The 22063-nt window shown below is 70.1% G+C and carries 19 protein-coding genes; 2 read left to right on the top strand and 17 right to left on the bottom strand.

Annotated features, from left to right (window positions below; all coding sequences use genetic code 11):
- The 8 genes from D7V80_RS30330 to trmFO all read right to left on the bottom strand — a co-directional run.
- On the bottom strand, positions 1-522 hold a 522-nt coding region (locus tag D7V80_RS30330; protein ID WP_147447258.1), incomplete at its 3' end, for a J domain-containing protein.
- Between the two features lie 92 nt (positions 523-614).
- Entirely contained in the window at positions 615-1838 is a 1224-nt protein-coding gene (locus tag D7V80_RS30325) for an aspartate aminotransferase family protein (RefSeq protein WP_120591464.1), read from the bottom strand.
- A 58-nt stretch (positions 1839-1896) separates the two neighbouring features.
- Positions 1897-3294: an ATP-dependent protease ATPase subunit HslU gene (gene hslU / locus D7V80_RS30320; protein WP_120591463.1), complete on the bottom strand. Its 1398-nt coding sequence runs from the start codon at positions 3292-3294 to the stop codon at positions 1897-1899.
- 12 nt (positions 3295-3306) lie between these two features.
- Positions 3307-3834, bottom strand: coding sequence for an ATP-dependent protease subunit HslV (hslV, locus tag D7V80_RS30315; RefSeq protein WP_120547868.1), 528 nt, complete (start codon positions 3832-3834; stop codon positions 3307-3309).
- An 80-nt stretch (positions 3835-3914) separates the two neighbouring features.
- Positions 3915-4304, bottom strand: coding sequence for a DUF1801 domain-containing protein (locus tag D7V80_RS30310; protein WP_233585834.1), 390 nt, complete (start codon positions 4302-4304; stop codon positions 3915-3917).
- A 44-nt stretch (positions 4305-4348) separates the two neighbouring features.
- Entirely contained in the window at positions 4349-6628 is a 2280-nt protein-coding gene (locus tag D7V80_RS30305) for a kinesin (RefSeq protein WP_120591462.1), read from the bottom strand.
- 103 nt (positions 6629-6731) lie between these two features.
- Positions 6732-8351, bottom strand: a complete 1620-nt coding sequence (locus D7V80_RS30300) for a PD40 domain-containing protein (protein ID WP_120591461.1) — start codon at positions 8349-8351, stop codon at positions 6732-6734.
- Positions 8348-9712 carry a methylenetetrahydrofolate--tRNA-(uracil(54)-C(5))-methyltransferase (FADH(2)-oxidizing) TrmFO gene (trmFO, locus tag D7V80_RS30295; protein WP_120591460.1) on the bottom strand — a complete coding sequence of 455 codons (1365 nt, stop codon included), beginning with the start codon at positions 9710-9712 and terminating at the stop codon, positions 8348-8350. The genes D7V80_RS30300 and trmFO overlap by 4 nt, the downstream gene beginning before the upstream one ends.
- A gap of 228 nt (positions 9713-9940) precedes the next feature.
- Between trmFO and D7V80_RS30290 the strand changes: the two genes are divergently transcribed.
- Positions 9941-10333, top strand: a complete 393-nt coding sequence (locus tag D7V80_RS30290) for a TraR/DksA C4-type zinc finger protein (RefSeq protein WP_014397845.1) — start codon at positions 9941-9943, stop codon at positions 10331-10333.
- Between the two features lie 61 nt (positions 10334-10394).
- Here the strand turns inward: D7V80_RS30290 and D7V80_RS30285 are convergent, their stop codons facing one another.
- The 8 genes from D7V80_RS30285 to pgeF all read right to left on the bottom strand — a co-directional run bounded on the left by D7V80_RS30285 (position 10395) and on the right by pgeF (position 19317).
- Positions 10395-10985, bottom strand: a complete 591-nt coding sequence (locus D7V80_RS30285; RefSeq protein ID WP_120591459.1) for a biopolymer transporter ExbD — start codon at positions 10983-10985, stop codon at positions 10395-10397.
- A 2-nt stretch (positions 10986-10987) separates the two neighbouring features.
- Complete coding sequence (locus tag D7V80_RS30280; RefSeq protein ID WP_120591458.1) at positions 10988-11512, bottom strand: biopolymer transporter ExbD; 525 nt, start codon at positions 11510-11512, stop codon at positions 10988-10990.
- Between the two features lie 31 nt (positions 11513-11543).
- Complete coding sequence (locus D7V80_RS30275) at positions 11544-12299, bottom strand: MotA/TolQ/ExbB proton channel family protein (RefSeq protein WP_014397848.1); 756 nt, start codon at positions 12297-12299, stop codon at positions 11544-11546.
- 162 nt (positions 12300-12461) lie between these two features.
- Positions 12462-15056, bottom strand: coding sequence for a type I DNA topoisomerase (gene topA / locus D7V80_RS30270; RefSeq protein WP_120591457.1), 2595 nt, complete (start codon positions 15054-15056; stop codon positions 12462-12464).
- Positions 15057-15079: 23 nt separating this feature from the next.
- Complete coding sequence (locus D7V80_RS30265; RefSeq protein WP_120591456.1) at positions 15080-16210, bottom strand: DNA-processing protein DprA; 1131 nt, start codon at positions 16208-16210, stop codon at positions 15080-15082.
- 141 nt (positions 16211-16351) lie between these two features.
- Positions 16352-17566, bottom strand: a complete 1215-nt coding sequence (locus D7V80_RS30260; RefSeq protein ID WP_120591455.1) for a LysM peptidoglycan-binding domain-containing protein — start codon at positions 17564-17566, stop codon at positions 16352-16354.
- Between the two features lie 25 nt (positions 17567-17591).
- Positions 17592-18476: a tol-pal system YbgF family protein gene (locus tag D7V80_RS30255; protein WP_120591454.1), complete on the bottom strand. Its 885-nt coding sequence runs from the start codon at positions 18474-18476 to the stop codon at positions 17592-17594.
- Positions 18477-18558: 82 nt separating this feature from the next.
- Positions 18559-19317, bottom strand: a complete 759-nt coding sequence (gene pgeF, locus D7V80_RS30250) for a peptidoglycan editing factor PgeF (RefSeq protein ID WP_120591453.1) — start codon at positions 19315-19317, stop codon at positions 18559-18561.
- Positions 19318-19533: 216 nt separating this feature from the next.
- On the opposite strand from pgeF, the gene D7V80_RS30245 reads away from it, so the two are divergent.
- Entirely contained in the window at positions 19534-21459 is a 1926-nt protein-coding gene (locus tag D7V80_RS30245) for a diguanylate cyclase (RefSeq protein ID WP_120591452.1), read from the top strand.
- A 59-nt stretch (positions 21460-21518) separates the two neighbouring features.
- On the opposite strand, the gene D7V80_RS30240 is transcribed toward D7V80_RS30245, so the two are convergent.
- A partial coding sequence (locus D7V80_RS30240) for an SGNH/GDSL hydrolase family protein (RefSeq protein WP_147447257.1) occupies positions 21519-22063 on the bottom strand: 545 nt, incomplete at its 5' end.

Genomic DNA, 22063 nt, shown 5'->3' with positions numbered 1-22063 from the left:
GTGGGCGTCCGTGAGGCGCTTGAAGATGCGCTCCAGCCGGGCGCGGAAGCTGCCCAGGTTCTTGCCGAAGTAGCGGTCCGGGTGGAAGCGGCGGGACGCGTTGTAATACGCCTGCTTCACCTCCTGGGGACTGGCGCCCCGGGCCACGCCCAGCACCGCGTGGTGGTCCATCTTCTCCAGCGAGCGCTCCATCTCGATGATGTCGCGCTTCTGGTCGGGCTCCAGGTCCACCTCCTCCGACAGGGCGGCGTCCACCACCGGGGCGACGGGCGGAGCGCGCTGCACGACGCGGGCGGGCACGATGGCCCCCTTGGCGCGCAGCGCCAGCAGCACGGCGATGGTGCGCGCCTCGCCCAGCGAGGAGCGGGACAGCACGGCGTCGATGCGCTCGACGCGGCCCACCAGCGCCAGCACGGAGCCCTCCTCCGGGCTGAGCTGGAGACGGGCCGGGTCCAGGTGGGGAACCGTGGCGATGTGGTCGGTCCTGCCCCCCAGGCCGACGATGGGGTTGGGCGCGCTCAAGGTGTCAGTTCCGCAGGCTGGCGAATCCCCGAGTGTAGGTGTCCAGGAAGCAGGGCGTCAAACCTCCCGGCACCGTCAAACCGCCCCCCCTTCTACAGCGTGGCGAGGACACGCTGGAGGATGCCCAGCGCTTCGTCCAGTTCGGCTCGGGTGATGATGAGGGGCGGGGCGAACCGGAGCGTCACCTCCCCGGCGGAGTTCACCAGCAGGCCGGCCTCGCGCAGCTTCGCGATGACGGGGGCGACCTCGCGGTCCAGCTCCACGCCCAACAGCAGCCCCTGCCCGCGCACGGCCTTGATGCGGCCTTCGGGCAGCGCCGCCTGGAGCGCGCGCGCGCCGGCGAGGAAGTGCTCCCCCTTGGCCTGCACCTCGGCCAGGAAGCCGGGCTCGCGCATCAGCCGCAGCACCACGTTGCCCGCGGCGGCGGACACCAGGTTGCCGCCGAAGGTGGAGCCGTGGGTGCCCGCGGAGAGGCTGACCGCCAGCTCCTCGCGGCAGAGCATGGCGCCCATGGGCAGCCCGTTGCCCAGCGCCTTGGCGATGCTGATGGCGTCCGGCCGGATGCCGTGGTGCATGAAGCCGAAGGGCTGGCCGGTGCGGCCCATGCCCGTCTGGACCTCGTCCACGAGCAGCAGCAGGCCCTGCTCGTCACACAGGGCGCGCAGGCCCTGGAAGTAGCCCAGGGGCGCCATGCGCACGCCACCCTCGCCCTGGATGGGCTCCACCAGGATGGCGGCGGTGGACGGCCCCACGGCGCGGCGCACCGCCTCCAGGTCGCCGAACGGCAGGTGCCTGAAGCCCTGGGGCAGCGGCTCGAAGCCGGCGTGGTACTTCGGCTGGCCGGTGGCGGTGACGGTGGCCAGCGTGCGGCCGTGGAAGCTCTTCTCGAAGGTGAGGATCTCGAAGCGCTCGGGCTGGCCCCGGTCCTTCATCACCTTGCGGGTCAGCTTGATGAGGGCCTCGTTGGCCTCCGCGCCGGAGTTGCAGAAGAACGCGCGCGGCAGGCCCGCCCAGTCGGTGAGCTGCGCGGCCAGGTCGATCTGCGGCTGCGAGTAGAAGACGTTGGAGACGTGCCACAGCGTGTCCAGCTGCGCCTTGGCCGCCGCGACCACCTCCGGGTGGCAGTGGCCCAGCGCGCACACGGCGATGCCGCCGATGCAGTCCAGGTACGCCTTGCCGTCCGCGTCCCACACCCGCGTCCCCTGCCCGCGCACCAGGGCAATGGGTTGCTGCTTGTAGTTCTGCAGCAGGTGCTGCTTCGCCTTCTGGATGAGGCTCTCGTTGCCAGGGGCGGATGCGGGGGACGGCGTTTGCAAGGTGGTGTACCTCTCTCTGCCTGATGACGCGGTGGGACGACGCGCGGACCCTAGCGCGCTAGAGGATGTAGCGCGACAAGTCCTCGTCCTGGACGATGGCGGCCAGGCGCTCGCGCACATAGCCAGCGTCCACCTGGAAGTCGCGCGGGCCCATTTCGCTGGCCGTGAACGACACCTCGTCCAGCAGGCGCTCCAGCACGGTGTGCAGCCGCCGGGCGCCGATGTTCTGCGTGCGCTCGTTGGCCTGCTGGGCGATGCGGGCGATCTCCGCCACCGCGTCGTCCGTGAAGGACAGGCGCACGCCTTCGGTGCCGAGCAGCGCGGTGTACTGGCGCATGAGCGAGTTCTTGGGCTCGCGAAGGATGCGCATCAGGTCGTCGCCGGACAGCGGCTCCAATTCCACGCGGATGGGGAAGCGGCCCTGGAGCTCCGGGATGAGGTCCGCCGGCTTGGAGACGTGGAAGGCGCCCGCGGCGATGAAGAGCATGTGGTCCGTCTTCACCTGGCCGTACTTGGTGTTGACGGCCGAGCCCTCCACGATGGGCAGGATGTCGCGCTGCACGCCCTCGCGCGAGACATCCGGGCCCCCGCCGCCCTTGCCGCCCTCGCGGCTGGCGATCTTGTCGATCTCGTCGATGAAGACGATGCCGCTGGACTCGGCGCGCGCCACGGCCTCGCGCTGGACGCGGTCCGGATCCACCAGCTTCTGCGCCTCCTCCGCGCGCAGCACCTGGAGCGCCTCCGGCACGCGCAGCTTGCGCTTCCGGGTGTTCTTCATGCCCGGCATGTTCTTGAACAGGTCCTGGAGGTTGACGCCGATCTCCTCCATGCCCTGGCCGCTGAAGTTGCGCATGAACGTGGGGGAGCTCTCGTTGGTCTCCACCTCCACGGTCTGATCATCCAGGGTGCCGGCGCGCAGCTGGGCGCGCAGCTTCTCCCGCTCGCTGTCGCCCAGCGGCGCGGGCGCGGGGGTGGGCGGGGGCGAGAAGCCGAACGGCGGAGAGGACGGGGTGCGCGTCTGTCCGCCGTTCTTGATGAGCTCCATCAGCCGGTCCTCGGCCAGCTCCTCCGCGCGCGGCTTGACCTTCTCCGTCTCCTCCTCGCGGACCAGCGCGATGGCGGCTTCGACGAGGTCGCGGATCATCGACTCGACGTCGCGGCCCACGTAGCCCACTTCGGTGAACTTGCTGGCCTCCACCTTGACGAAGGGGGCCTGGGACAGCTTCGCCAGGCGGCGGGCGATCTCCGTCTTCCCCACGCCGGTGGGGCCGATCATGATGATGTTCTTCGGGTAGATTTCATCCCGCAGGTCGTCCGGCACCTGCTGGCGGCGCCACCGGTTGCGCAGCGCGATGGCGACGGCGCGCTTGGCGTCGTTCTGCCCGACGATGTAACGGTCCAGCTCGCTGACGACCTCGCGAGGCGTGAAGGCGGACAACTTGCGCGATTCGGCCACGGGGCGGTCCTCTCAGAGCTCTTCGTAGGAGACGTTGGCGTTGGTGTAGACGCAGATGTCCGCGGCGATGGCCATGGCCTGCGTGCAGATGTCGCGGGCGGACAGGTTCGAGTGCGCCTGGAGGGCGCGCGCGGCGGCGAGGGCGTAGTGGCCCCCGCTGCCCACGGCGGCGATGCCGTGGTCCGGTTCGATGACGTCACCCGCGCCGGACAGGATGAAGGTCTTCTCCTTGTCCGCGACGATGAGCAGCGCCTCCAGGCGGCGGAGGAAGCGGTCGGTGCGCCAGTCCTTGCCCAGCTCCACGCAGGCGCGGGCCAGGTTCTTCTGGTGCTCCTTGAGCTTGGCTTCGAAGCGCTCGAAGAGGGTGAAGGCGTCCGCGGTGCTGCCCGCGAAGCCGGCGAGCACCTGCCCCTCGCCGAGCTTGCGCACCTTGCGCGCCGTGTTCTTCATGATGGTCTTGTCGAGGCTGACCTGGCCGTCGCCCGCGATGACGACCTTCCCTTCGCGGCGGACGCAGAGGATGGTGGTTCCGTGGAACATGACCGGGGGTTTAACAAGACCACCCGGCCGCGACCCACAAAAACCGCGCGGCTGTCCGCTCCCTCACCCTGCGAAGGCGCTCAGGTCGCGGTCGCTTTCATCCAGCGCCCCACAAGCTTAACCAGGGGGCCCTTCTTCGCCTTCACCGTCTTCGCGTCCGGCAGCGTCACCACGCCCCGGTCCGGGGCCAGCCACTCCACCAGCCCCGAGTCGTCCTCGAAGGCGAAGCCCTTCGTGTCCTTCACCTTCGCGCCCCGGTGGAGGATGACCTGGAAGATGCCCTTGGGGGCCAGGCGGAACGTCACGCGGTCATCACCCGAGTGCACGAAGCTGGGGGCCTTCCACTTGATGCGCTCGGTGATGCTGTCGTCGGACGCGAGGATGGCCGCGCGCACGGCTTGAATCTCCGCTTTCAGCGGGTGCTCGAGCTGCGCCATGAACTGGTCGACTTCGCCGTCTCGCGTGGCCATTCCGTGTCCTCTTCCATCCGCGTCGTCGCGCCGCGACCCCCGCCCTACTTCGCGGGCGCTGGAGCGGGCGCGGCGGCCGGGGCCGTCCCAGCGGGAGCGGGCGCGCCCGGCAGCTCGGACGGCACCAGCTTGGGCAGGAGCACGCGGCACGCGTCCCCGGACAGCCAGTGGTACGTGCACAGCCATTCCGTGACGGGCACGCGCACCTGCCAGCCCAGCACGAAGAGGATGAGCAGCGTGAGCCCCAGGCGGGCCCCCAACGACATGCGCTCCGCCTCGTCGTCGTCCTGCGTGTGGAGCAGCGCCCCACGCACCAGGTCCACGTGGTCCACGCGCGCGTTGCTCGGCAGCTTGGGCTTGCGGGTGATGAGCGTCGCCACGCCGCGCGTGAGCATCAGCCGGTCGTTGAGCGCCCAGCCGGAGCCCTCCAGCAGCAGCGCCAGGTTGCGCCTGCGCAGCTTCAACCACCCGAGCAGGCCCGCGGGCGCCATCACCACGATGGCGAGGATGGTCGCCGCGGTGATGACGTCCACCAGCGTGAGTGACTTCACCTGCGTGAGGATGAACGCCAGCGAGGAGCCCAGCGCCGCGAACGCGATGCCGCCCGCCGCGAGCACCCCCGCGATGCCGCCTCCCGCCGGAGCCGCCGCGGGCGCCGCACCCGCCGGGGCCGGAGCCGCCGAGGGCGGAGGCGCGGTCACCGTCTGCTTGTAGCCGGACTCCAGCGACGCATCGAAGTCCTTCTCCCCGGACGCGGCCAGCCCCTCCACCTTGCTGGTGATGAACGTGCCGATGCGCATGAACGGCATGGTCATCGACTCCCAGAGCGACACGGGCTGCCGGATGACCTGCGTGACGATGGCGTCGCTCTCCTTGCCGTCCACGTCGTAGAACACGCCGCGCTTGCCCACGACGAGCTCCGTGCTGCGGCCGGAGGTGACGGGCACCGCCACCTCGTAGCCGTCCGTCGCGTCGCGGGGCAGCACCTTCACGTAGAGGATGCAGGTGGTCCCCTGCCCCGTCAGCGCCGCGTGCGCCGCGCGGTCCGTCACCAGCACGGACAGCGTGTACTTGCGCCCCGCGAGGATCAGCGTGCCCCGCTCCATCAGCGCCCGCCGCTTGGGCAGGTACAGGTTGGGCATGCTGATGAAGTTGTTGGCGAACTGCAGCAGCCAGCGCTGGTACAGCACCAGCCGCTCCAGCTCCTCGATGACGTCCAGCGTGGGCTTGAGCGACAGGTCCTCGCGGCTCACCGACTCCAGCGCGTCCAGCTCCTCGTCCGACACCGCGCCCAGCGTGTCCGCCACCGCGTGCAGCGGACTCGCGTCGCGCTTCGCCTGCCAGGCGAGGATGGCCTCCGCCTTCGTGGACAGCTCGCGCCAGGCCGTGTCCGTCAGCTTCACGCCGTCGCCCAGCAGCGGCGCCGCCACCTCCTGGTGGAAGGCCTCCAGCTTCTCGTAGCCGGCGCCGCGGTACAGCCGCGCCCACACCAGCACGCCGGACGGATCCGGCGGCGCGATGGGCAGCTCGTTCGCGGCCTTCCCCATGGCGCCCAGGTCACCCAGCGCGCCCTCCACGCGGTCCGCGCGCAGGCGCAGGCTGGCGGCGGCCTCCGGCTGCGCGGCCACCAGCCGGCACTGCACGAAATAGCCTTCCAGCAGCGGCGCCACGTCGTGCACGCGCTTCGCCTGCTCCAGGCTCGCCGTGCCCCAGGTGAACACGGAGTCCTTGCCGCCCAGGTGCGCGAGCAGGGCCGCGCGCTCCTCGCGGAAGCGCTTCACCAGGCCCACGTCCACGCCTGCCAGGCCCGCGCGGTTCGTCACCTGCGGGAAGGCCGCGATGATGGACTGGGCCAGGGGCCGCAGCCGCTCCGGCAGCGACACCGGCGCGATGAGGCCGTCGCCGTTCTTGCCCGCGTCGCGCAGCGCCTTGTCGCTGGTGCGCAGCTGCTCCAGCGACAGCTTCGTGGCGTCCGGGGCGTTGAGCGTGCGCAGCACCAGCTCCGCCGCGCCCTTGAGGTTGGATGCCGTATCGGAGACCGCCGAAAGCTCCAGCACGTCGCTGCCCGCGTCCGCGCCCTTGCGGTCCTGCAGCCGCGCCGCCGTCCAGTCCACCGCCGCGCGCAGCTCCTCCACGCGGATGCGGCGGTTGCCGTCCGCGTCCATCAGCGTGAGGAAGCGCGGATCACACGCAATGCCCTCCAGGGGGCACGCGAGCGCCATCCACTGCGTGGCGGGGATCCTCACCGCCTCGGTAAGGGTGTTGAAGTCAGGGATGTCGACCTGGAGCGAGCCGCCGTAGCGGCGATAGACGAGCTGTGCCATTCGGCGCGAGAAGACAGCACACCCTGTCCGGGTGTGCACGCCTCAACGTCACGCCGCACCCAGGAAGGAGGGCCCGGGCGGCCTCCCTTCCCTGGGTCACCCGCTACTGCGCGGTGGCGACGGCGCTGTACACGCCGGGGTTCTGCCCCTGGCCGATGATGTAGACGGCCCGCGCGTCATCCTTGCCCGCGAAGTACACGGGCACCTGCACGCCCTGGTCGAGCGTCTTCCGCACCCCCGACTTCACGTCGTAGACGGCCACGTCGTAGGTGTCCGAGTCCATGCGCGCGTACGTCGCGAGCACGCGAGCTCCGTCCTCGGAGATCTTGTAGCTGAAGATGCCCTGCATCCACGTCTTCGCCTCGGCCTGCTTCTCCTTCAGGTCCACGGCCTTGAAGTCGCACGCGCGGCCGTTGCGGATGCAGTTGGTGCGGAACACCACCGCGCTGTTGTTCGGCGCGAAGCCGTAGCCGAACACGCCCGCCTGCACCTTCTCCGCCTTCTCCTGGCCCAGCGCGTACAGCATCAGGTCCACGGAGAACACCGGCTTCAGGAAGCGCGACAGGAACGCCACGTAGCGGCTGTCCGCGCCCCACACGAAGTTGGGCACGCGGTCCCCCACGCGCTTGGGCGCGCCGTCCGGCAGCGACGCCACCGCGAGGCCACCCGCGCGCGACGGCTGATCATACTTCTCCAGGAAGGCCACCGCCTTGGAGTCCGGCGCGAACGCCAGCTCCTCCACGGCCTCGCCCACCTTGCGCCCCGCGCCTCCGGACGCCGGGCCCACGTGCAGGTCGCCCAGCTGCTCCGGCTTGCCGTTCTCCGTGCGCGCCAGCCACTGGCCATCCGGCGAGAAGCTGAAGTTCTTCGTGCCCGTGGCCAGCTTCGTGCCCTTCAGCGCGGGCAGCTCCGCCAGGTACAGGTCATACATCCCGCGCACGGCCTCGCTGCGCACCTGGTAGGCCACGTGCTTGCCGTCGGAGGACACCTGGTAGTCGCCCACCTGATCCGCCAGCTTGCGCGGCGCATCCGTGGAGCCCACCGTCACCGCCGCCAGTCCGCCCGCGGCCGACAGCCGGCGCTTGAAGAGCAGCGTCTTGCCGTCCGGGGTGAACTGCGCGGTGCTCACCTCGCCCGCCACGTCCTGGAACGGCCCCTGCGGCAGCTTGCCCAGCTTCAGCGTGCCCGCGTCCACGAAGGCCACGTGCACGCCGTCCGGGGACGGCAACAGGTAGCTCACCGCCGTGCCCAGCTTCACCGGCGCCGCGGCCATGTCCGCGAGCGTCAGCACGTTCAATTCGCCGGACTGCGAAGCCGGGTTGTAGCCCGTCACGTACAACAGGTGCTTCGAGTCCTGGGTGAACAGCAGGCTGCCCGGCACGTTCGTCACGCCGTCGCCCAGCGCGCGCACGTTGCCGCCCGTCACCGGTACGACGTACAGCGAGCCCACCAGCATCTGCGGCGGAATGCCGTCCAGCCGGGGCTTCTGCCCGTTGAGCAGGAACGAGGCGTACTGCCCGTCCGGCGACAGGCGCAGGTCCGCCGCGCGCCCCGGCACGAGCAACTGTCCCTGCCCGCCCACCACGGCCGTGCCCTTCGCCGCGCTGCGGACCGTGTCCCCCTGCGCGGCGCTGCGCTGGGAGGGCGCGGCGTTGTCCTCACCCTTCTTGCACCCCGACACCGCCAGCAGGGCCAGCAGGCCCACCATCCCGGTTCGCTTCATGCGCTCGTCTGTCCTTCCGTCTGGGCGACAACGCCCGCGAGTGGCAGCCAGGCCGCCAGGTCCTGCTTCGCCCGCGCCGAGTAGGCCGCGCGCTTGTCCGCCTTCTTCATCCGCCCGGACAGCGGCGGGAACAGGCCGTAGATGACGTTGGTGGGCTGGTGCGGATGATCCGGCGGGTGCGCTTCCCCGGTGAGGTGCCGGTACAGCGACCCCAGCGCCGTCGTGGCCGGGGGCGGCACGAACGCACCGCCCGTCAGCCGCGCGTGCACCGCCAGCGCCACCATGTAGCCGCACGCCGCGCTCTCCACGTAGCCCTCCACGCCCGTCACCTGTCCCGCGAAGAACACCCGCCGCTCCGTCTTCAACGACAGGTCCTCCGCCAGCAGGCGGGGCGAGTCGATGAACGTGTTGCGGTGGATCTGCCCCATCCGCAGGAAGTCCGCATTCTGGAGGCCCGGGATGCACGTGCTGAAGATGCGCTTCTGTTCACCCCAGGTCAGACGCGTCTGGAAGCCCACCATGTTCCACGCCGTGCCCGCCCGGTCCTCCATGCGCAGCTGCACCACCGCGTACGGATCCTGCCCCGTGCGCGGGTCCTTCAGCCCCACGGGCTTCATGGGCCCGTAGGCCAGCGTGTCGTCGCCGCGCTCGGCCATCACTTCGATGGGCAGACACCCTTCGAAGTATTTCGGTTCCTCGAAGCTGTGCGGCACCACCTTCTGCCCTGCCTTCACCTCCTGGACGAAGCGGTAGTACTCGTCCTTCGTCATGGGCAGGTTGAGGTAGTCATCCCCACCGCCCTTGCCGTAGCGGCTCTGGCGGAAGGCGATGTCCATGTCGATGGAGTCGGCGGACAGGATGGGCGCGATGGAGTCGTAGAAGTAGAGCTTCGTGCCCACGTGGCGCTCCAGGTCCGCCGTGAGCGCCTCCGACGTCAGCGGCCCCGTGGCCACCACCACCACGCCGTCCTCCGGCAGCCGCTCCACCTCACCGCCGACAATCTCCACGCCCGCGCCGGACACCAGCCGGGTGGTGATTTCGCGCGAGAAGCCCTCGCGCTCCACCGCCAGCGCGTCGCCCGCGGGCACGCGGTGCAGGTCCGCGCTGGAGAGCACCAGCGACCCCAGGGCGCGCAGCTCCGCGTGCAAGAGGCCAATGGCGCTCTCCGGGTTGTCCGAGCGCAGCGAGTTGCTGCACACCAGCTCCGCGAGCGTGTCCGACTTGTGCGCCGGGGAGCGCTTGTGCGGCTTCATCTCCCGCAGCACCACCGGCACGCCGCGCCGCGCCAGCTGATACGCGCACTCCGTCCCCGCCAGGCCGCCGCCAATCACCGTCACCCGCTGCTGCTTCACGTCCGACATGCATGCCTCCGGGCCCCCGCACCGGGGCCCCAAAGGGCCCTGTTAGCAGAGACACCACGCCCTTTCACGTCCGCCCGCCTGCCCTGCGTCCCACCATGCGTGCGGAATGGGAGGTGAGGTTTCCCCACCTGGGATCCAACCCTAGGTTTCTCGCGGTCTTCGCTCGGGACGGGAAGCGTCCGGGCGAGCGCCCTACAACCGCGAATTGGGGATGGGAGTCACGCAGCCATGAGCCGAGCCGACGACTTGTTGAAGATCCGGGGCCTGTTGCAGGAGCGTCGCAGGACGACCGAGACCGCCCAGGCGGGCGCCCGCCGTGAGCTGGCCGCCCTGAAGGATCAGGAGCGCGATCCCGAGTACGAGGAGCAGGCGCAAGCGGAGCTGGCGGACTACACGCTCTCCACGCTGATTGAAGCGCAGCGCCGGGAGATCATGCTCATCGACGCCGCGCTGAGCCGCATGGAGAACGACGTGTTCGGCGAGTGCGTGGACTGCGGCAACGAAATCTCGTTGGACCGGCTGGAGGCCATGCCCTTCGCCATCCGCTGTGAGGAGGACGCCGCCATCCACGAGCAGGAGACGCGGGAGGCCGCGCGCCACGTGGGCAGCCTGTCCCTCTAGCGAAGCTGTCTCGAGCGCTCCCCCGTGCGTCCATCCCGCGCGGGGGAGTCGTGCATCCGGGCTACTCCGCGTCGCGCTGGAGCACGATGAAGCGGTAGTTCTTCAGCTCGTTCTCGCCCGCCGTGTAGAGCACGTCGAGCAGCAGATCATACGGGACCATCTTGTCCGCGATGACCGACAGCTCCTGGGTGAAGGGCGCCGCCGGATTGCGCGCGGCGATCTGCCTGAGCTTCTCCACTTCCTTCTTCAGCCGCTGATCCAACCCCAGCACCAGGCGCGCCTGCTGCGGGTCCGCGGAGCGCTGCTCCTTCGGGATGCTGCCGTTCTCCAGCCGCACCACCTCTTTGTCCCCCACCAGGATGAACCGGGGGGTGATGGTGACGGCCACCGTGTCCTTGGGCGTGGCGCGCGTGGAGGACACCGGCGGGCGGACGTCTTCGGACGCGGTGATGGCCGCGGAGGACGACGCAAAGGACTTCAGGAGGAACACCAGGATGATGGTCATCATGTCCATCATCGCGGTGATGTTGAGCTCCTTCACCTCGCTGGCGGCCTCGCGCTCCTTGCGCTTCTTGCGCGCGAGCGCCCGGCGGTAGCGCATGCGCGCGAGCTGGTCGGCTTCTTCGGCGGACAGGGGCGCGGGTTCGGACATGGCTAGAGCGAGCCCAGGGTGACGTCGGGGAAGAGCAGCTTGCGCTCGGCGGCGGTGCCCGGCGTCTCACGCAGGGCGTCCATCGTCTGGATCAGCGACTCGTAGGGGATGGCCGGCTCCGCCACGAGGATGACCTTCGTCTCCTGCGGAAAGGCGGCCTTGAGCTTCACCAGCTGGGCGTTCAGCGCGGCGAAGTCCTGCGTGCCGTCCGCGCGCAGGGGCAGCGTGGGGACCGTGGCTTCCTTGGCGGGAATCTCCGGGCTGTTGCCGAGAACGAAGAGCCCGTCCTTGGCGATGATCACCCGCAGGTCCAGCTTGGGCGCGTCCGCGTCCCCTCCCGCCCCCACGCTGGCGCCGTAGCTGGGCGCGTTCACGTTGAGCGCGCCAAAGGCGGTGAGGCCGGTGATCGACAGCAGCATGAAGATGATGAGGTTCATGAGGATGTCGAGGTACGGGACGATGTTCAGCTCGCCCGCCTCCTCCTCTTCCCTCGGCTTCAGCTTTCGGCGCGAGTAGTGGAACGCCATGGCGTGTCCGTGGCCCGTGCTTCCGGGCGGCTCAGGAAGCGGCGCGGACGTCGGAGTCCGAGGGGACCACTTCCAGCGAGCCCCGGCGCGACAGGAGGTTCTCCAGCTTCAGCGCGTTGAGCTCCACCAGCTCCACCATGTTCTTGGCGTAGTTGCTGAAGAACAGGTGCGCCACGATGCAGAGCACCGCGATGGAGAGGCCGAAGCCCGTGTTGTACATGGCCTCCGAGATGCCGTTGGAGAGCAGCGCCTGCTTCTGCTCCGCCGGCACGTTGCCCAGCGCGCGGAAGGTGCCGATGAGGCCCACGATGGTGCCGACCAGGCCCACCAGCGTCGCGATGTTCGCGAGCGACCACAGCCACTGCACCCGGCGCGAGACGTGCGGCGTGTACTCCGCCATCGCCTCCTCCACCGCCTTGGCCACTTCCAGCTCACCCCGGTTCGCGTTGATGAGCCCCGCGCGGATGACGCGGGCCAGGGGCGAGCGCGGCGCCATGCCGCAGAACTTCACCGCGCGGTCCAGGTTGCCGCTGCGGACCATCTTGTGGACCTGCTCGATGAACGCCGTCGCGTTGAGGCGGTAGCGGAAGAGCAGCGTCACCGCGCGCTCCCCAATCACGGCCAGCGAGGCGGCCAGCCAGAACAGGTTCACGAACATGAACGGGCCGCCGGCCTTGAACGCGCCGACGATGAAGTCCCCCAGGCCTCCCGAAGAGGCATGGCCCGCTGCTGCGGGAGCGGCCTCGGCCACCACCACGCGCAGCAACTCACTGACAGAGGGAATCATCGCGACCGCGTCCTTTCGCTGCCCCCCGCGCGCACCCCTGCCGCGAAACGGGCAGGAGGCATGCTGGCGGGCCGGGAGCAATCCCGACTTCTAGGACTTCGTGCGCGAGGGTGTCAAGCCAGGGGGCAGAGCCTACCCCCCTGGAATGACTGGGCTTTCCCCTCAGGCTTCCACGGTCGGCGTGGGAGCAGGCGCGCCTTCCGCGGAAGTCCCCGGAATGGCTGGCTCCACCACCTCGCGGCGGTAGTCGCATTCCTTGTTCGGGCAGGCGATGTAGGCGCCGTCCCGCTTGGAGAACTTCTGCAGCAGGTAGGGCGACGCGCACTGCGGGCAGGCTTCCGCCAGCGGCCGGTCCCACGCGGCGAACTTGCACTCCGGATACCGGTTGCAGCCGAAGAAGATCTTCCCGCGGCCGCTGCGGCGCTCGGTGAGGTAGCCCACCTTGCACTCCGGGCAGTTGACGCCAATGGAGATGGGCTTGGACGTCTTGCAGTCCGGGTAGCCCGAGCACGCCATGAAGCGCCCGAACCGGCCGCGTTTGATCACCATGGGCTTGCCGCACTTCTCGCACTTCTCGTCCGTGGTCTCCTCCTCCACGATGACGATCTTCCCTTCCGCGTCCCGCTTGAAGTCCTTGGTGTTCTTGCAGTCGGGGTAGTTCGAGCAGGCGAGGAAGTGGCCCATCTTCCCGAACTTGATGACGAACGGGTTGCCGCACTTCTCGCAGGCGATGTCGGTCTTGATCTCCTCGCGCTTGACGTCGCGCATCTCCGCTTCGGCCTTCTCCAGGGTCTCCTTGAAGGGGCCGTAGAAGTCGTGCAGCACCGTCTTCCAGGACGCGCCGCCGTCGGAGATCTGATCCAGCTTCTCCTCCATGCTGGCCGTGAACGACACGTCCAGCTCATGGGGGAAGTGCTTCACCAGGAGCTCGTTGGTCATCTGCCCCAGGTCGGTGGGACGGAAGCGGCTCTCCAGCTTCTCCACGTACTTCTTGTCCTGGATGTTGGAGAGGATGGCCGCGTACGTGGACGGACGCCCGATGCCGCGCTCCTCCAGCTCCTTCACCAGCGTGGCCTCGCTGAAGCGCGGGGGCGGCTGGGTGAAGTGCTGCTCGTTGAGCAGCTTGTCCAGCGTGAGGACCTCGCCCTCGTTGAGCGGGGGCAGCTCGCCCACCGCGTCCTCGGCGGCCTCTTCGCCCGCGGCCTTGGCCTTCTCCGCGGCGGCTTCTTCTTCCGGCGTGAGGCCGGCGCCGTAGACGCCCAGGTAGCCGGGGAACTTCAGCGTGCTGCCGGACGCGCGGAAGGTGGCGCGGCCCGCGGTGATGTCCGCGGCCGTCTGATCATAGACGGCGGGCTTCATCTGGCACGCGACGAAGCGGTTCCAGATGAGCTCGTAGAGCCGGAACATGTCCAGCTCGTCCATGGCGTCGAAGAAGGGACGCACGCGCTCGGGCGGGTACTCCAGGGACGTGGGCCGGATGGCCTCGTGCGCGTCTTGGGCGCTCTTGCGGCTCTTGTAGACCATGGGCTCCGGCGGGAGGTAGTCCGCGCCGTACTTCTGCCCGATGAACTCGCGCACCTGCGTCACGGCGTCGTCCGACAGACGCGTGGAGTCCGTGCGCATGTACGTGATGAGCGCCGTCTGGCCCTCCTCACCCAGCGGCACGCCTTCGTACAGCTTCTGCGCCAGCGTCATCGTCTTCTTGGCGGTGAAGTGCAGCCGGTTCGCCGCCTCCTGCTGGAGCTTGGAGGTGATGAAGGGCGCGGGCGCGTTGCGGCGGCGCTCCTTGCGGTCCACCTTCGTCACGGTGAAGGGGGCATCCTTCAGCTCCGCGACGAGCCCGTCCGTGGTGGCGCGGTCCTTGAGCTCCACCTTCTTGCCGTCCACGCGGGACAGCTTCGCCTTGAAGGGCGGCGGCCCCTGCGGGCCCTGCACCAGCGCGTCCAGCGTCCAGTACTCTTCCGGCTGGAAGGCCTTGATCTCCGCCTCGCGCTCCACGATCAGGCGCACCGCGACGGACTGCACGCGGCCGGCGGACAGGCCGCGGCGGATCTTCTTCCAGAGCAGCGGCGAGATTTGGTAGCCGACGAGCCGGTCGAGGATGCGGCGCGTCTGCTGCGAGTCGTAGTTGTCCTGGTTGAGCTCACGCGGCTGCGCGATGGCGTCCTGCACGGCGCGCTTGGTGATCTCGTTGAAGGTCACGCGGAGCGAGTCCGGGTGGCCCAGCTCCTCCTTGATGTGCCAGGCGATGGCCTCGCCCTCGCGGTCGGGGTCCGTCGCCAGGAAGACGCGGTCCACCGTCTTGGCCATCTTCTTCAGCTCGTTGAGGACCTTCTCCTTGCCCTTGATGACCGTGTACTCGGGCTTGAAGTCGTCCTCCACGTCGACGCCAATCTTGCTCTTGGGCAGGTCCTTCACGTGCCCCACGGACGCCTTCACCGTGTAGCCGGAGCCCAGGTACTTCTTGATGGTCTTGGCCTTGGCGGGCGACTCCACCACCACCAGGTAGTGCGGGCCCTTGCCACGGCGCTCGGGCACTTCTTCTTCAGCGTCCGCGTCCGCGTCCACGGTGGGGAGCTCTTCGGCGTCCGCGCCACGGCGGCGAGCCGCCGTCTTCTTCTTGGCGGTGACCTTCTTGGCAGCCGTCTTCTTCTTGGCGGCCTTCTTGGCCGCCGGCTTCTTCGCAGCCGCCTTCTTGGGCGTCTCCTCCGCCGCCGCCTCCGTCTGCGCCGCCTGTGTCTTCTTCCGCGTGGCCATGGCTCTCCTACCTCGAACTGCCTCTAGACCTTCTCGTACCGTTTACCCGGGTGCTGGACCACCAGCCCCGACAATTCCAACTCCACCAGGGCGCTCGTGAGCGCCGCGGGCGACAGCGGGCTTGCGGCCAGCACCTCGTCGAACGAACGGGGAGCCCGGTCCAACAGCCCATAGGCCCCGCGCGCTTCCGCCGACAGCGCCTCCCACCACCCACTGTCCCGCCCCGCGGGCACCGCGCGGACCGGGTGAACGCCTACCACCGCACAAATCGATTCCGCGGACGTGCAGGCCCGGGCCCGCCCGTCCGCCAGCAGGGCGTTGCAGCCCGCCGCGGCCGGCTGCCAGACGTCCCCTGGCAGGGCGAACACCGGCCGGCCCTGCACCTGCGCCGCTTCCGCCGTGTACAGCGCCCCGGAGCCCTCCCCCGCCCGCATCACCAGCACCGCATCCGACGCGCCAGAGATGAGCCGGTTGCGCCGGGGGAAGGTCGTCGTGCTCGCCCGGACTCCGGGCGGCAGTTCGCTGAAGTACACCCCTCCCCGCTCGAGGAAGTGGGGCAGCAGCCGGGCCTGGGCGGGGTCCAACGCGTCCAGCGCGGAGCCCAGGAAGGCCCACGTCTCCGCGCCCACATCCAGCGCGCCCCAGTGGCAGGCCCGGTCCACTCCCTCCGCCGCGCCCGACACCACGCCCACCCCGGCCTCCGCCACCTTCCGGGCGAACGTGCGCGCGAACGGCAGGAAGCCCTGATCCGGATGGCGGCTGCCCACCATCGCCAGCCTGCGTCGGGGAGGTCCTGGGTTGCCCAGGTAGAACAGCAGCGGAGGCGCGTCCTCCAGCCCCACGAGTCTTGCGGGGTACGCCGGCGAGCCCGCGAAGGCCACCTGGAGGCCCGCTTGGGCACAGGCCTCTTCTGTCCGGGACGCCAGGGCGTCCAGCGATGCGACGGCGGCCAGCCGCTGACGGACGGTCGAGGGCACCGGCACGTCCGCCACCCAGTCCCGCACGGGCACGGCCGCGAGCCGGGACAGCGCCCCACCGGCGAACGCGCGCACCGCGTCCAACGTCCGGGGCCCCAGGCCGGCAATGGCCCAGAGCGCCAGGGTGGCGCGCTGCTCGTCCCAGTGTAGGTGCGTATCCGTGTTCGTGTCCGCCATGCCGTCCCCCGCCTGTTTCCCACCTATATAGAGGTGGTCCCGGGAGGGGCGTGACACATAACACCGGTTCTTCGGGGGTCAAGCGACCCGCCCTTCCCGGGCGGGCCGGAATGCAGCATTCCTGCCGATCGCCGCCCTGGGTCAGCGGCTGGCGGTGGGCGTTCCGTCCTTGCGCATGGTGGCGCGGTCGCCAGCGGAGACCTCCACCATGGAGCGGGTCATCAGGCAGTTGGAGGTGCGCTCACGCACTTCCGTGACCATGCACTGGGCCACGGCCTCCCAGGGGTAGGTCTTCTGGCCCTTGCCCGCGTCGCCCATCTTGTAGTCGCTGCGGCCGAGCACATCCAGGCTGGGGTCACCCCGGCGCTCGATGGTGAAGGTGTTGCCCACCTGCACGCCGTCCGCGGTGCCGCGGTCCACGACGATGAAGTTGTGCTCGCCCAGCAGCGTCTGGCCCGGCGTCATCGGCGTGAGGACGAAGCCGGGGATCTCCTTGCTGTTGGGCTTGGGGGAGATGCGCTCCGACAGCTTCTCGCTGGAGGGGCCCACCAGGTCGCCGCGGGAGATGGGGTCCCACGTCTCCATGATGCGCGCGGTGACCACGTCGTTGTTGATGGCGACGACCTGCACCGTGCCCAGCAGCTCCGTGAGGTAGCCCGTGCGCGCGTTCGTCACCGGGTGCTTCACCTCTTCCACGGTGTGGAAGATGACGTAGCGGTCGCCAATCTTGGCGGCGCCGCGCTTCTTGAAGCGCAGGTAGACCTTCTCCGGAGCGGAGAGCATCAGCGCCTCGGAGGTGGAGCCCTCGATGCGGCCCGCCTCGTCCAGCTCGCGCGTCGTCACGAAGCCCTTGGTCGTCACCGGGCTGGACTTGGACGGGTCGAAGCCGATCTTCCCGACCACCGACACCAGGCTGCCGCCGCTCACGTCCGTGGGCGCCGCCACGTCGTCGGAGGGCAGGTCCCCTCCTTCCACGCGCGCGGGCACCTCTTCGCCCCCCGCGAAGAACTTCACGTTGTTGCCCGGGTAGATCCAGTGCGGGTTGGCGATCTGCGGGTTGTAGGACCAGACCTTGGGCCAGTACCAGGGGCTGCCCAGGTAGCGCTGGGACAGGTCCCACAGGGTGTCGCCCGTCTCCACGGTGTGCACCTGGCCGGGCGCGCTCTCACGGCCCTGCGGGGCGCCGGGGGGCAGCGTGACGGAGGTGGGGCGCTGCTCCACGTCGTCGGAGATGTCCTGCCCCTCCATCTCGGAGGCCGGCTGGGATTCCTCCTCCTGCGCGTCCTGGGCGAAAGCCGTCCATGCCGGCGCGACGGTGAGGGGCACGAGCAGGGAGGCGAGGATCCGGGAGCGCATCGGACGACTTCCTTTCACAAAAGGCTTACGGCGAGAGCGCGGCGAGCCGCTGCTCCGCCTGCGTGGCGGCGGCCGTCCCCGGGAACTGGGTGACGACGCGAGTATAGAGGGCTCGGGCATCCACGGCCTGGTTCAGCCGCACCCGGCACTCCGCGAGCCGGAGCATGCCGTCCTGGACGGCATCCCCAGCGGGGTAGTTCTTGATGAGCTTCTCGAACGTCTTGGCCGCGCCGGCCGCGTCCTTGAGCCCCATCTGGCCCAGGCCGCTGAAGTACAGGGCGTTGTCGGCGCGGGGGTGGCGCGGGTTCTCCGCCGCGAAGCGCGTGAGCTGCTCCACGCCGCCTTCCACGTTGCCGGTGCGCAGCATGGCCACCGCGCGCTCGTATTCGGCGTCGAGGATGTCCGGATCCTTCTCCGGCGGCTCCATGCGAGCGGCCGTCGTGGAGCCCATCGCGCTGATGGAGCCCACCGACCCGGTCCCGGACGAGCCCTCCACCGGAGAGATGAACATCTCCATCTGGTCCGTGTCCGGCTCCACCACCGCCACCGCCGTGTTGATGCGCGGCGCGGGTTCCTTCTTCGGCTTGAGCCGCACCACCGTCAGCTCTGCGGGCGCCAGGCTCAGCGCCTCGCCCCCTTCGGGCGAGGCGGCCTCTGGCTTCGTGCTCGCGGTGGCCTTCGGGGACGCCGCGGCGGGGGCCGGGGCGGCGGCGCGGGCGCGCAAGACGGCGTCGCGGTTCTCCAGCCGCTCCAGGCGCTCCAGCAGCGACGCCTGGGACGCGCGCAGCGTGCGCACCTCCGCCTCCAGCCGGCCCACTTCCGACTGCGAAGCAGCGGTGGTGGCGCAGGCGGTCGGCGCGGACAGCGCGACAGCGGCAAACAGGCGGAAGAGGAAGGGACGCACCGGCACGAGCCTGGACGGAGGGAATTCCACATCGAGGATAGGAAGGCCGGTCGGAGACCGTCAAGAAAACGACCCCGGCGGGCCTCCGCTAGAAGCGGTGCAGCACGTAGTTGAGGTGACGCCCGGTGCGCCCCGCGTCCCGGCGGTGGGAGAAGAACCGGTCCGGATCACACGCCGTACAGGCCTGTAGCACGTCCACGTGCTCCGGCTTCAGGCCCGCCTTCAGGAGGGACGCCTTCACTGCGCGTGGCAGGTCCAGGTGCGGCTTGTCCCCCGCGCGGACGACGTCCGGGCCGAAGCGCGCGCGGAAGCGGTCGCCCAGCTCCGGGGACACCTCGTAGCAGCACGCCTGGATGCAGGGGCCCACCGCCGCCAGCAGGTCCTCCGGCCGGCTGCCCCGCGCCACCAGGGTCTCCACCGTGCGGGCGCTGATCTCCAGGTCCGTGCCCTTCCATCCGGAGTGCACCGCCGCCACGCGCCGGGCTCGCGGATCCACGATCAGCACCGGCACGCAGTCCGCGGTGCCCACCGCCACCCAGCTGCCCTCCCCTTCCGTCCACAGCGCGTCCGCTTCGCCCAGCGTCGGGCGCAGCACGTCGTCAGCTTCGCCGCGCGCCTCCAGCACCCTGTCGCCGTGCACCTGCGACACCCGGCAGAGCGCGCCCAGACGCGCGCCCGCGGCCCGGGCCAGCCGGCGGTGGTTCTCCTCCACCCGGGGGCGCTCGTCGTTCACGGAGAAGCCCAGGTTCAGCGACGCGTAGGGCCCTTCGGACACCCCACCCGCGCGCGTGGCGAAGCCGTGTGGCACCGGCAACAGCGAGGACGTGAGGAACACGGGCGGGGTCATGGGCGGATTTCCTATCACCGGGCTCGGTTTTCGGGAGTGCGCCCACCGTGTCACGGGTACAGCCCGTGAAAACAGGAAACCACCGGGGACCCACACCTCTGTTTCAATATTTCGACACCGGTACGTTTGACAGGGCGTGTCATGCCCCTGACAATTTTCAACACTCCGTCACTCGCGGACAGAACGCGAATGCACGAAGCACACTGCGCCCCGCACATGGCCCTCGGTTCCGAGACGATTGGCAGGAAGCTCTTGTGGAGCATCGCGCTGCCCGGGTTGGTGGTGGCGCTCCTGGGCGTGGGGCACTTCTCGCGCGAAGCGAGACAGGCTGTACGGGAAGGCACGCATCTGGAGGCGCTCGCGCTGGCGGAGGCCGTCGCCTCCACCTTCACGCTGCCGCAGGCGCCGGGCGCGGCTCCCCATGGCGCGGTGGCGGAGGTGCTGGCGTCGGACACGCGGCTGTTCCGCTCCGTGGAGGACCTGCGGGTCCTGACGCCGGAGGGGCGCATCCGCTGGAGCCGGCGGCCGGCCGAGCAGGGCCACCCGCACCCGGAGGCCGCGCGGCTGTCCGCGACGGGGCCGGAGACGGCGCGCTCCAGCGACCACGGCACGGAGGTGGTGCGGCCCCTGGGCGGTCCGGAGTGCTCCGGCTGTCACACCGGTGAGGCCGCGCAGCGTATGGGCGTGCTCCAGGTGCGCATGGGCGAGCCCGCGCTGACCCGCCAGCTCCAGACGGTGTTCCAGGACGCGCTGGGCGCGATGGTGCTCTTCGTGGGCATCCTGGGGCTCGTCACCTGGCTGTCCCTGCGCTTCGTGCTCACCGCGCCGCTCAAGCGGCTGAGCGAGGCCATGGGCCGCGCGGCGGACGGCGACCTGCTGGTGCGCGCGGAGGCCCGGGGCACGGACGAGATTTCGCGGCTGGGCGCGGCCTTCAACCAGATGCTCGCGCGGCTCACCTCCATGAAGGTGGAGGAGATCGACACGCACCGCGACCTTCAGCTGGTGAAGGAGAAGCTGGCGCTGAAGGACGAGCTGGAGGAGCGCCTGACGGAGCTGTCGCTGCTGTTCGACGTGGCCCGCTCGCTCAACACCACGCTGGAGCTGGACGAACTCCTGTCGCGTATCACCCGCATGGTGGTGGAGCGCCTGCACATCCCGGACTTCTCCATCATGCTCCTCAACGAGGAGGGCCTGCTGGAGGTGAAGCACGCGTGGCCGCAGGGCCGGGGCCTGGAGGGCCACACCTTCGCCATGGGCGAGGGCGCGTGCGGCCGGGCCGCCCAGGCGCGCAAGGCGGTGTACCTGCCAGACCTCACGGACAGCACCAGCGTCTTCGCGCGGCGCGGGCTGCGCGGCGGCTCGGAGCAGGGCTCGCTCTTGGCGGTGCCCATGGTGCACGCGGACACGCTCCTGGGCGTCATCAACTTCCAGCGCCCGGAGCGGGCGAGCATCTCCGCGGAGGAGATCGAGCTCTTCACCGCGGTGGCGGATCAGGCCGCGACGGCGGTGACGAACGCGCGCCTGCACGCGGAGACGGTGAAGCTCACGCTGACGGACGCGCTCACGGGCGTGCCCAACCGCCGCCACCTCTTCCAGCGGATGGACCTGGAGCTGGCGCGGGCCCAGCGCTTCGGCGTGCCCATGGCGCTGCTGATGGTGGACGTGGACCACTTCAAGCGGCTCAACGACCTGGCCGGACACCGCGCCGGGGACGAGACGCTGCGCCGGGTCTCCGACGTGCTCCGGACCCGCGCGCGCAAGGTGGACACGCTGGGGCGCTACGGCGGCGAGGAGTTCGTGCTGCTGCTGCCGCAGGTGTCCAAGGCCACGGCGGTGGAGGTGGCGGAGACGCTGCGCCGCGCGGTGGCGGACTCCGTCACGCTCAGCCGTCCGGGGCTGCCCGGGGGCCACGTCACGGTGTCCATCGGCGTGGCGCACTTCCCCACGGACGCGACGGCGCAGGACACGCTGGTGGACTGCGCGGACTCGGCGCTCTATTGCAGCAAGCGGACGGGCCGCAACCGCGTGACGGCGTTCGAGCCCGGCATGGAGGTCCACCCCGGCCGCGAGCGCAGCATCAGCGCGCCGCCCGCGGACGCGCCCTCCACGCCTCCCGCGCCCTCCGGCATCGCGAAGGCCTGAGCGCGGGGCTTGAAGGCGCCCTGCCCTGCCGCCTCCGGTCTCCGGTCTCCGAGCCGGGCCTACCGCCGCACGAGCGTGCGGACCACGGGGAGCATCAGGTCCGCCCACTCCTCGTAGCCCTCCGCGGACGGGTGGAAGCCATCCGAGCAGAAGAAGTCCGGGCGCCGGGGGATCATCTCCCGGCTGGCGGTGTAGAGGTCCACCAGGTGGAGCCCGTGAGCGCGGGCCACGGAGGCGATGGCGTCGTTGAACGGCTCGATGCGCCCTTCGAACAGCGCGCTGGGCACCATCTTCGCCACCGGCGCGAGCGCCATGTCCGCCAGGTTCACCACCACCATGGACGCGCCCGTCTGCTTCAGCCGCCGGGCGATGCGGTCCAGGTCGTCCTGGAACTCCGCCACCTCGGTGCCGCGCCAGATGTCGTTGGTGCCCACGCCCAGGGTGATGAGCGTGGGCTGCAACGCGATGACGCGCTTGAGGGCGTTGTTGACGATGTCGCGCACGCGCGCACCGCTCTGCCCAAGGTTGGTATGGCCCACGGGGAGGCCGTCCTTCCGGAGGCGGGAGGCGAGCCGGTCGGGATAGCCCCCGCCCTGCGACGCCC

Origin of the sequence: Corallococcus sp. CA054B (assembly GCF_003611625.1) — a bacterium.
Classification (GTDB): domain Bacteria; phylum Myxococcota; class Myxococcia; order Myxococcales; family Myxococcaceae; genus Corallococcus; species Corallococcus coralloides.
Note: the sequence above shows the minus strand (reverse complement) of the source record. Positions and strands in the feature narration are given on the sequence as shown.

What these genes read in the sequence shown, in the direction of transcription:
- hslV (WP_120547868.1), bottom strand. Translation starts at nt 3,834, where the DNA reads ATGTTCCACGGAACCACCATCCTCTGCGTCCGCCGCGAAGGGAAGGTC.
- D7V80_RS30310 (WP_233585834.1), bottom strand. Translation starts at nt 4,304, where the DNA reads ATGGCCACGCGAGACGGCGAAGTCGACCAGTTCATGGCGCAGCTCGAG.
- D7V80_RS30305 (WP_120591462.1), bottom strand. Translation starts at nt 6,628, where the DNA reads ATGGCACAGCTCGTCTATCGCCGCTACGGCGGCTCGCTCCAGGTCGAC.
- D7V80_RS30300 (WP_120591461.1), bottom strand. Translation starts at nt 8,351, where the DNA reads ATGAAGCGAACCGGGATGGTGGGCCTGCTGGCCCTGCTGGCGGTGTCG.
- trmFO (WP_120591460.1), bottom strand. Translation starts at nt 9,712, where the DNA reads ATGTCGGACGTGAAGCAGCAGCGGGTGACGGTGATTGGCGGCGGCCTG.
- D7V80_RS30290 (WP_014397845.1), top strand. Translation starts at nt 9,941, where the DNA reads ATGAGCCGAGCCGACGACTTGTTGAAGATCCGGGGCCTGTTGCAGGAG.
- D7V80_RS30285 (WP_120591459.1), bottom strand. Translation starts at nt 10,985, where the DNA reads ATGTCCGAACCCGCGCCCCTGTCCGCCGAAGAAGCCGACCAGCTCGCG.
- D7V80_RS30280 (WP_120591458.1), bottom strand. Translation starts at nt 11,512, where the DNA reads ATGGCGTTCCACTACTCGCGCCGAAAGCTGAAGCCGAGGGAAGAGGAG.
- D7V80_RS30275 (WP_014397848.1), bottom strand. Translation starts at nt 12,299, where the DNA reads ATGATTCCCTCTGTCAGTGAGTTGCTGCGCGTGGTGGTGGCCGAGGCC.
- topA (WP_120591457.1), bottom strand. Translation starts at nt 15,056, where the DNA reads ATGGCCACGCGGAAGAAGACACAGGCGGCGCAGACGGAGGCGGCGGCG.
- D7V80_RS30265 (WP_120591456.1), bottom strand. Translation starts at nt 16,210, where the DNA reads ATGGCGGACACGAACACGGATACGCACCTACACTGGGACGAGCAGCGC.
- D7V80_RS30260 (WP_120591455.1), bottom strand. Translation starts at nt 17,566, where the DNA reads ATGCGCTCCCGGATCCTCGCCTCCCTGCTCGTGCCCCTCACCGTCGCG.
- pgeF (WP_120591453.1), bottom strand. Translation starts at nt 19,317, where the DNA reads ATGACCCCGCCCGTGTTCCTCACGTCCTCGCTGTTGCCGGTGCCACAC.
- D7V80_RS30245 (WP_120591452.1), top strand. Translation starts at nt 19,534, where the DNA reads ATGGCCCTCGGTTCCGAGACGATTGGCAGGAAGCTCTTGTGGAGCATC.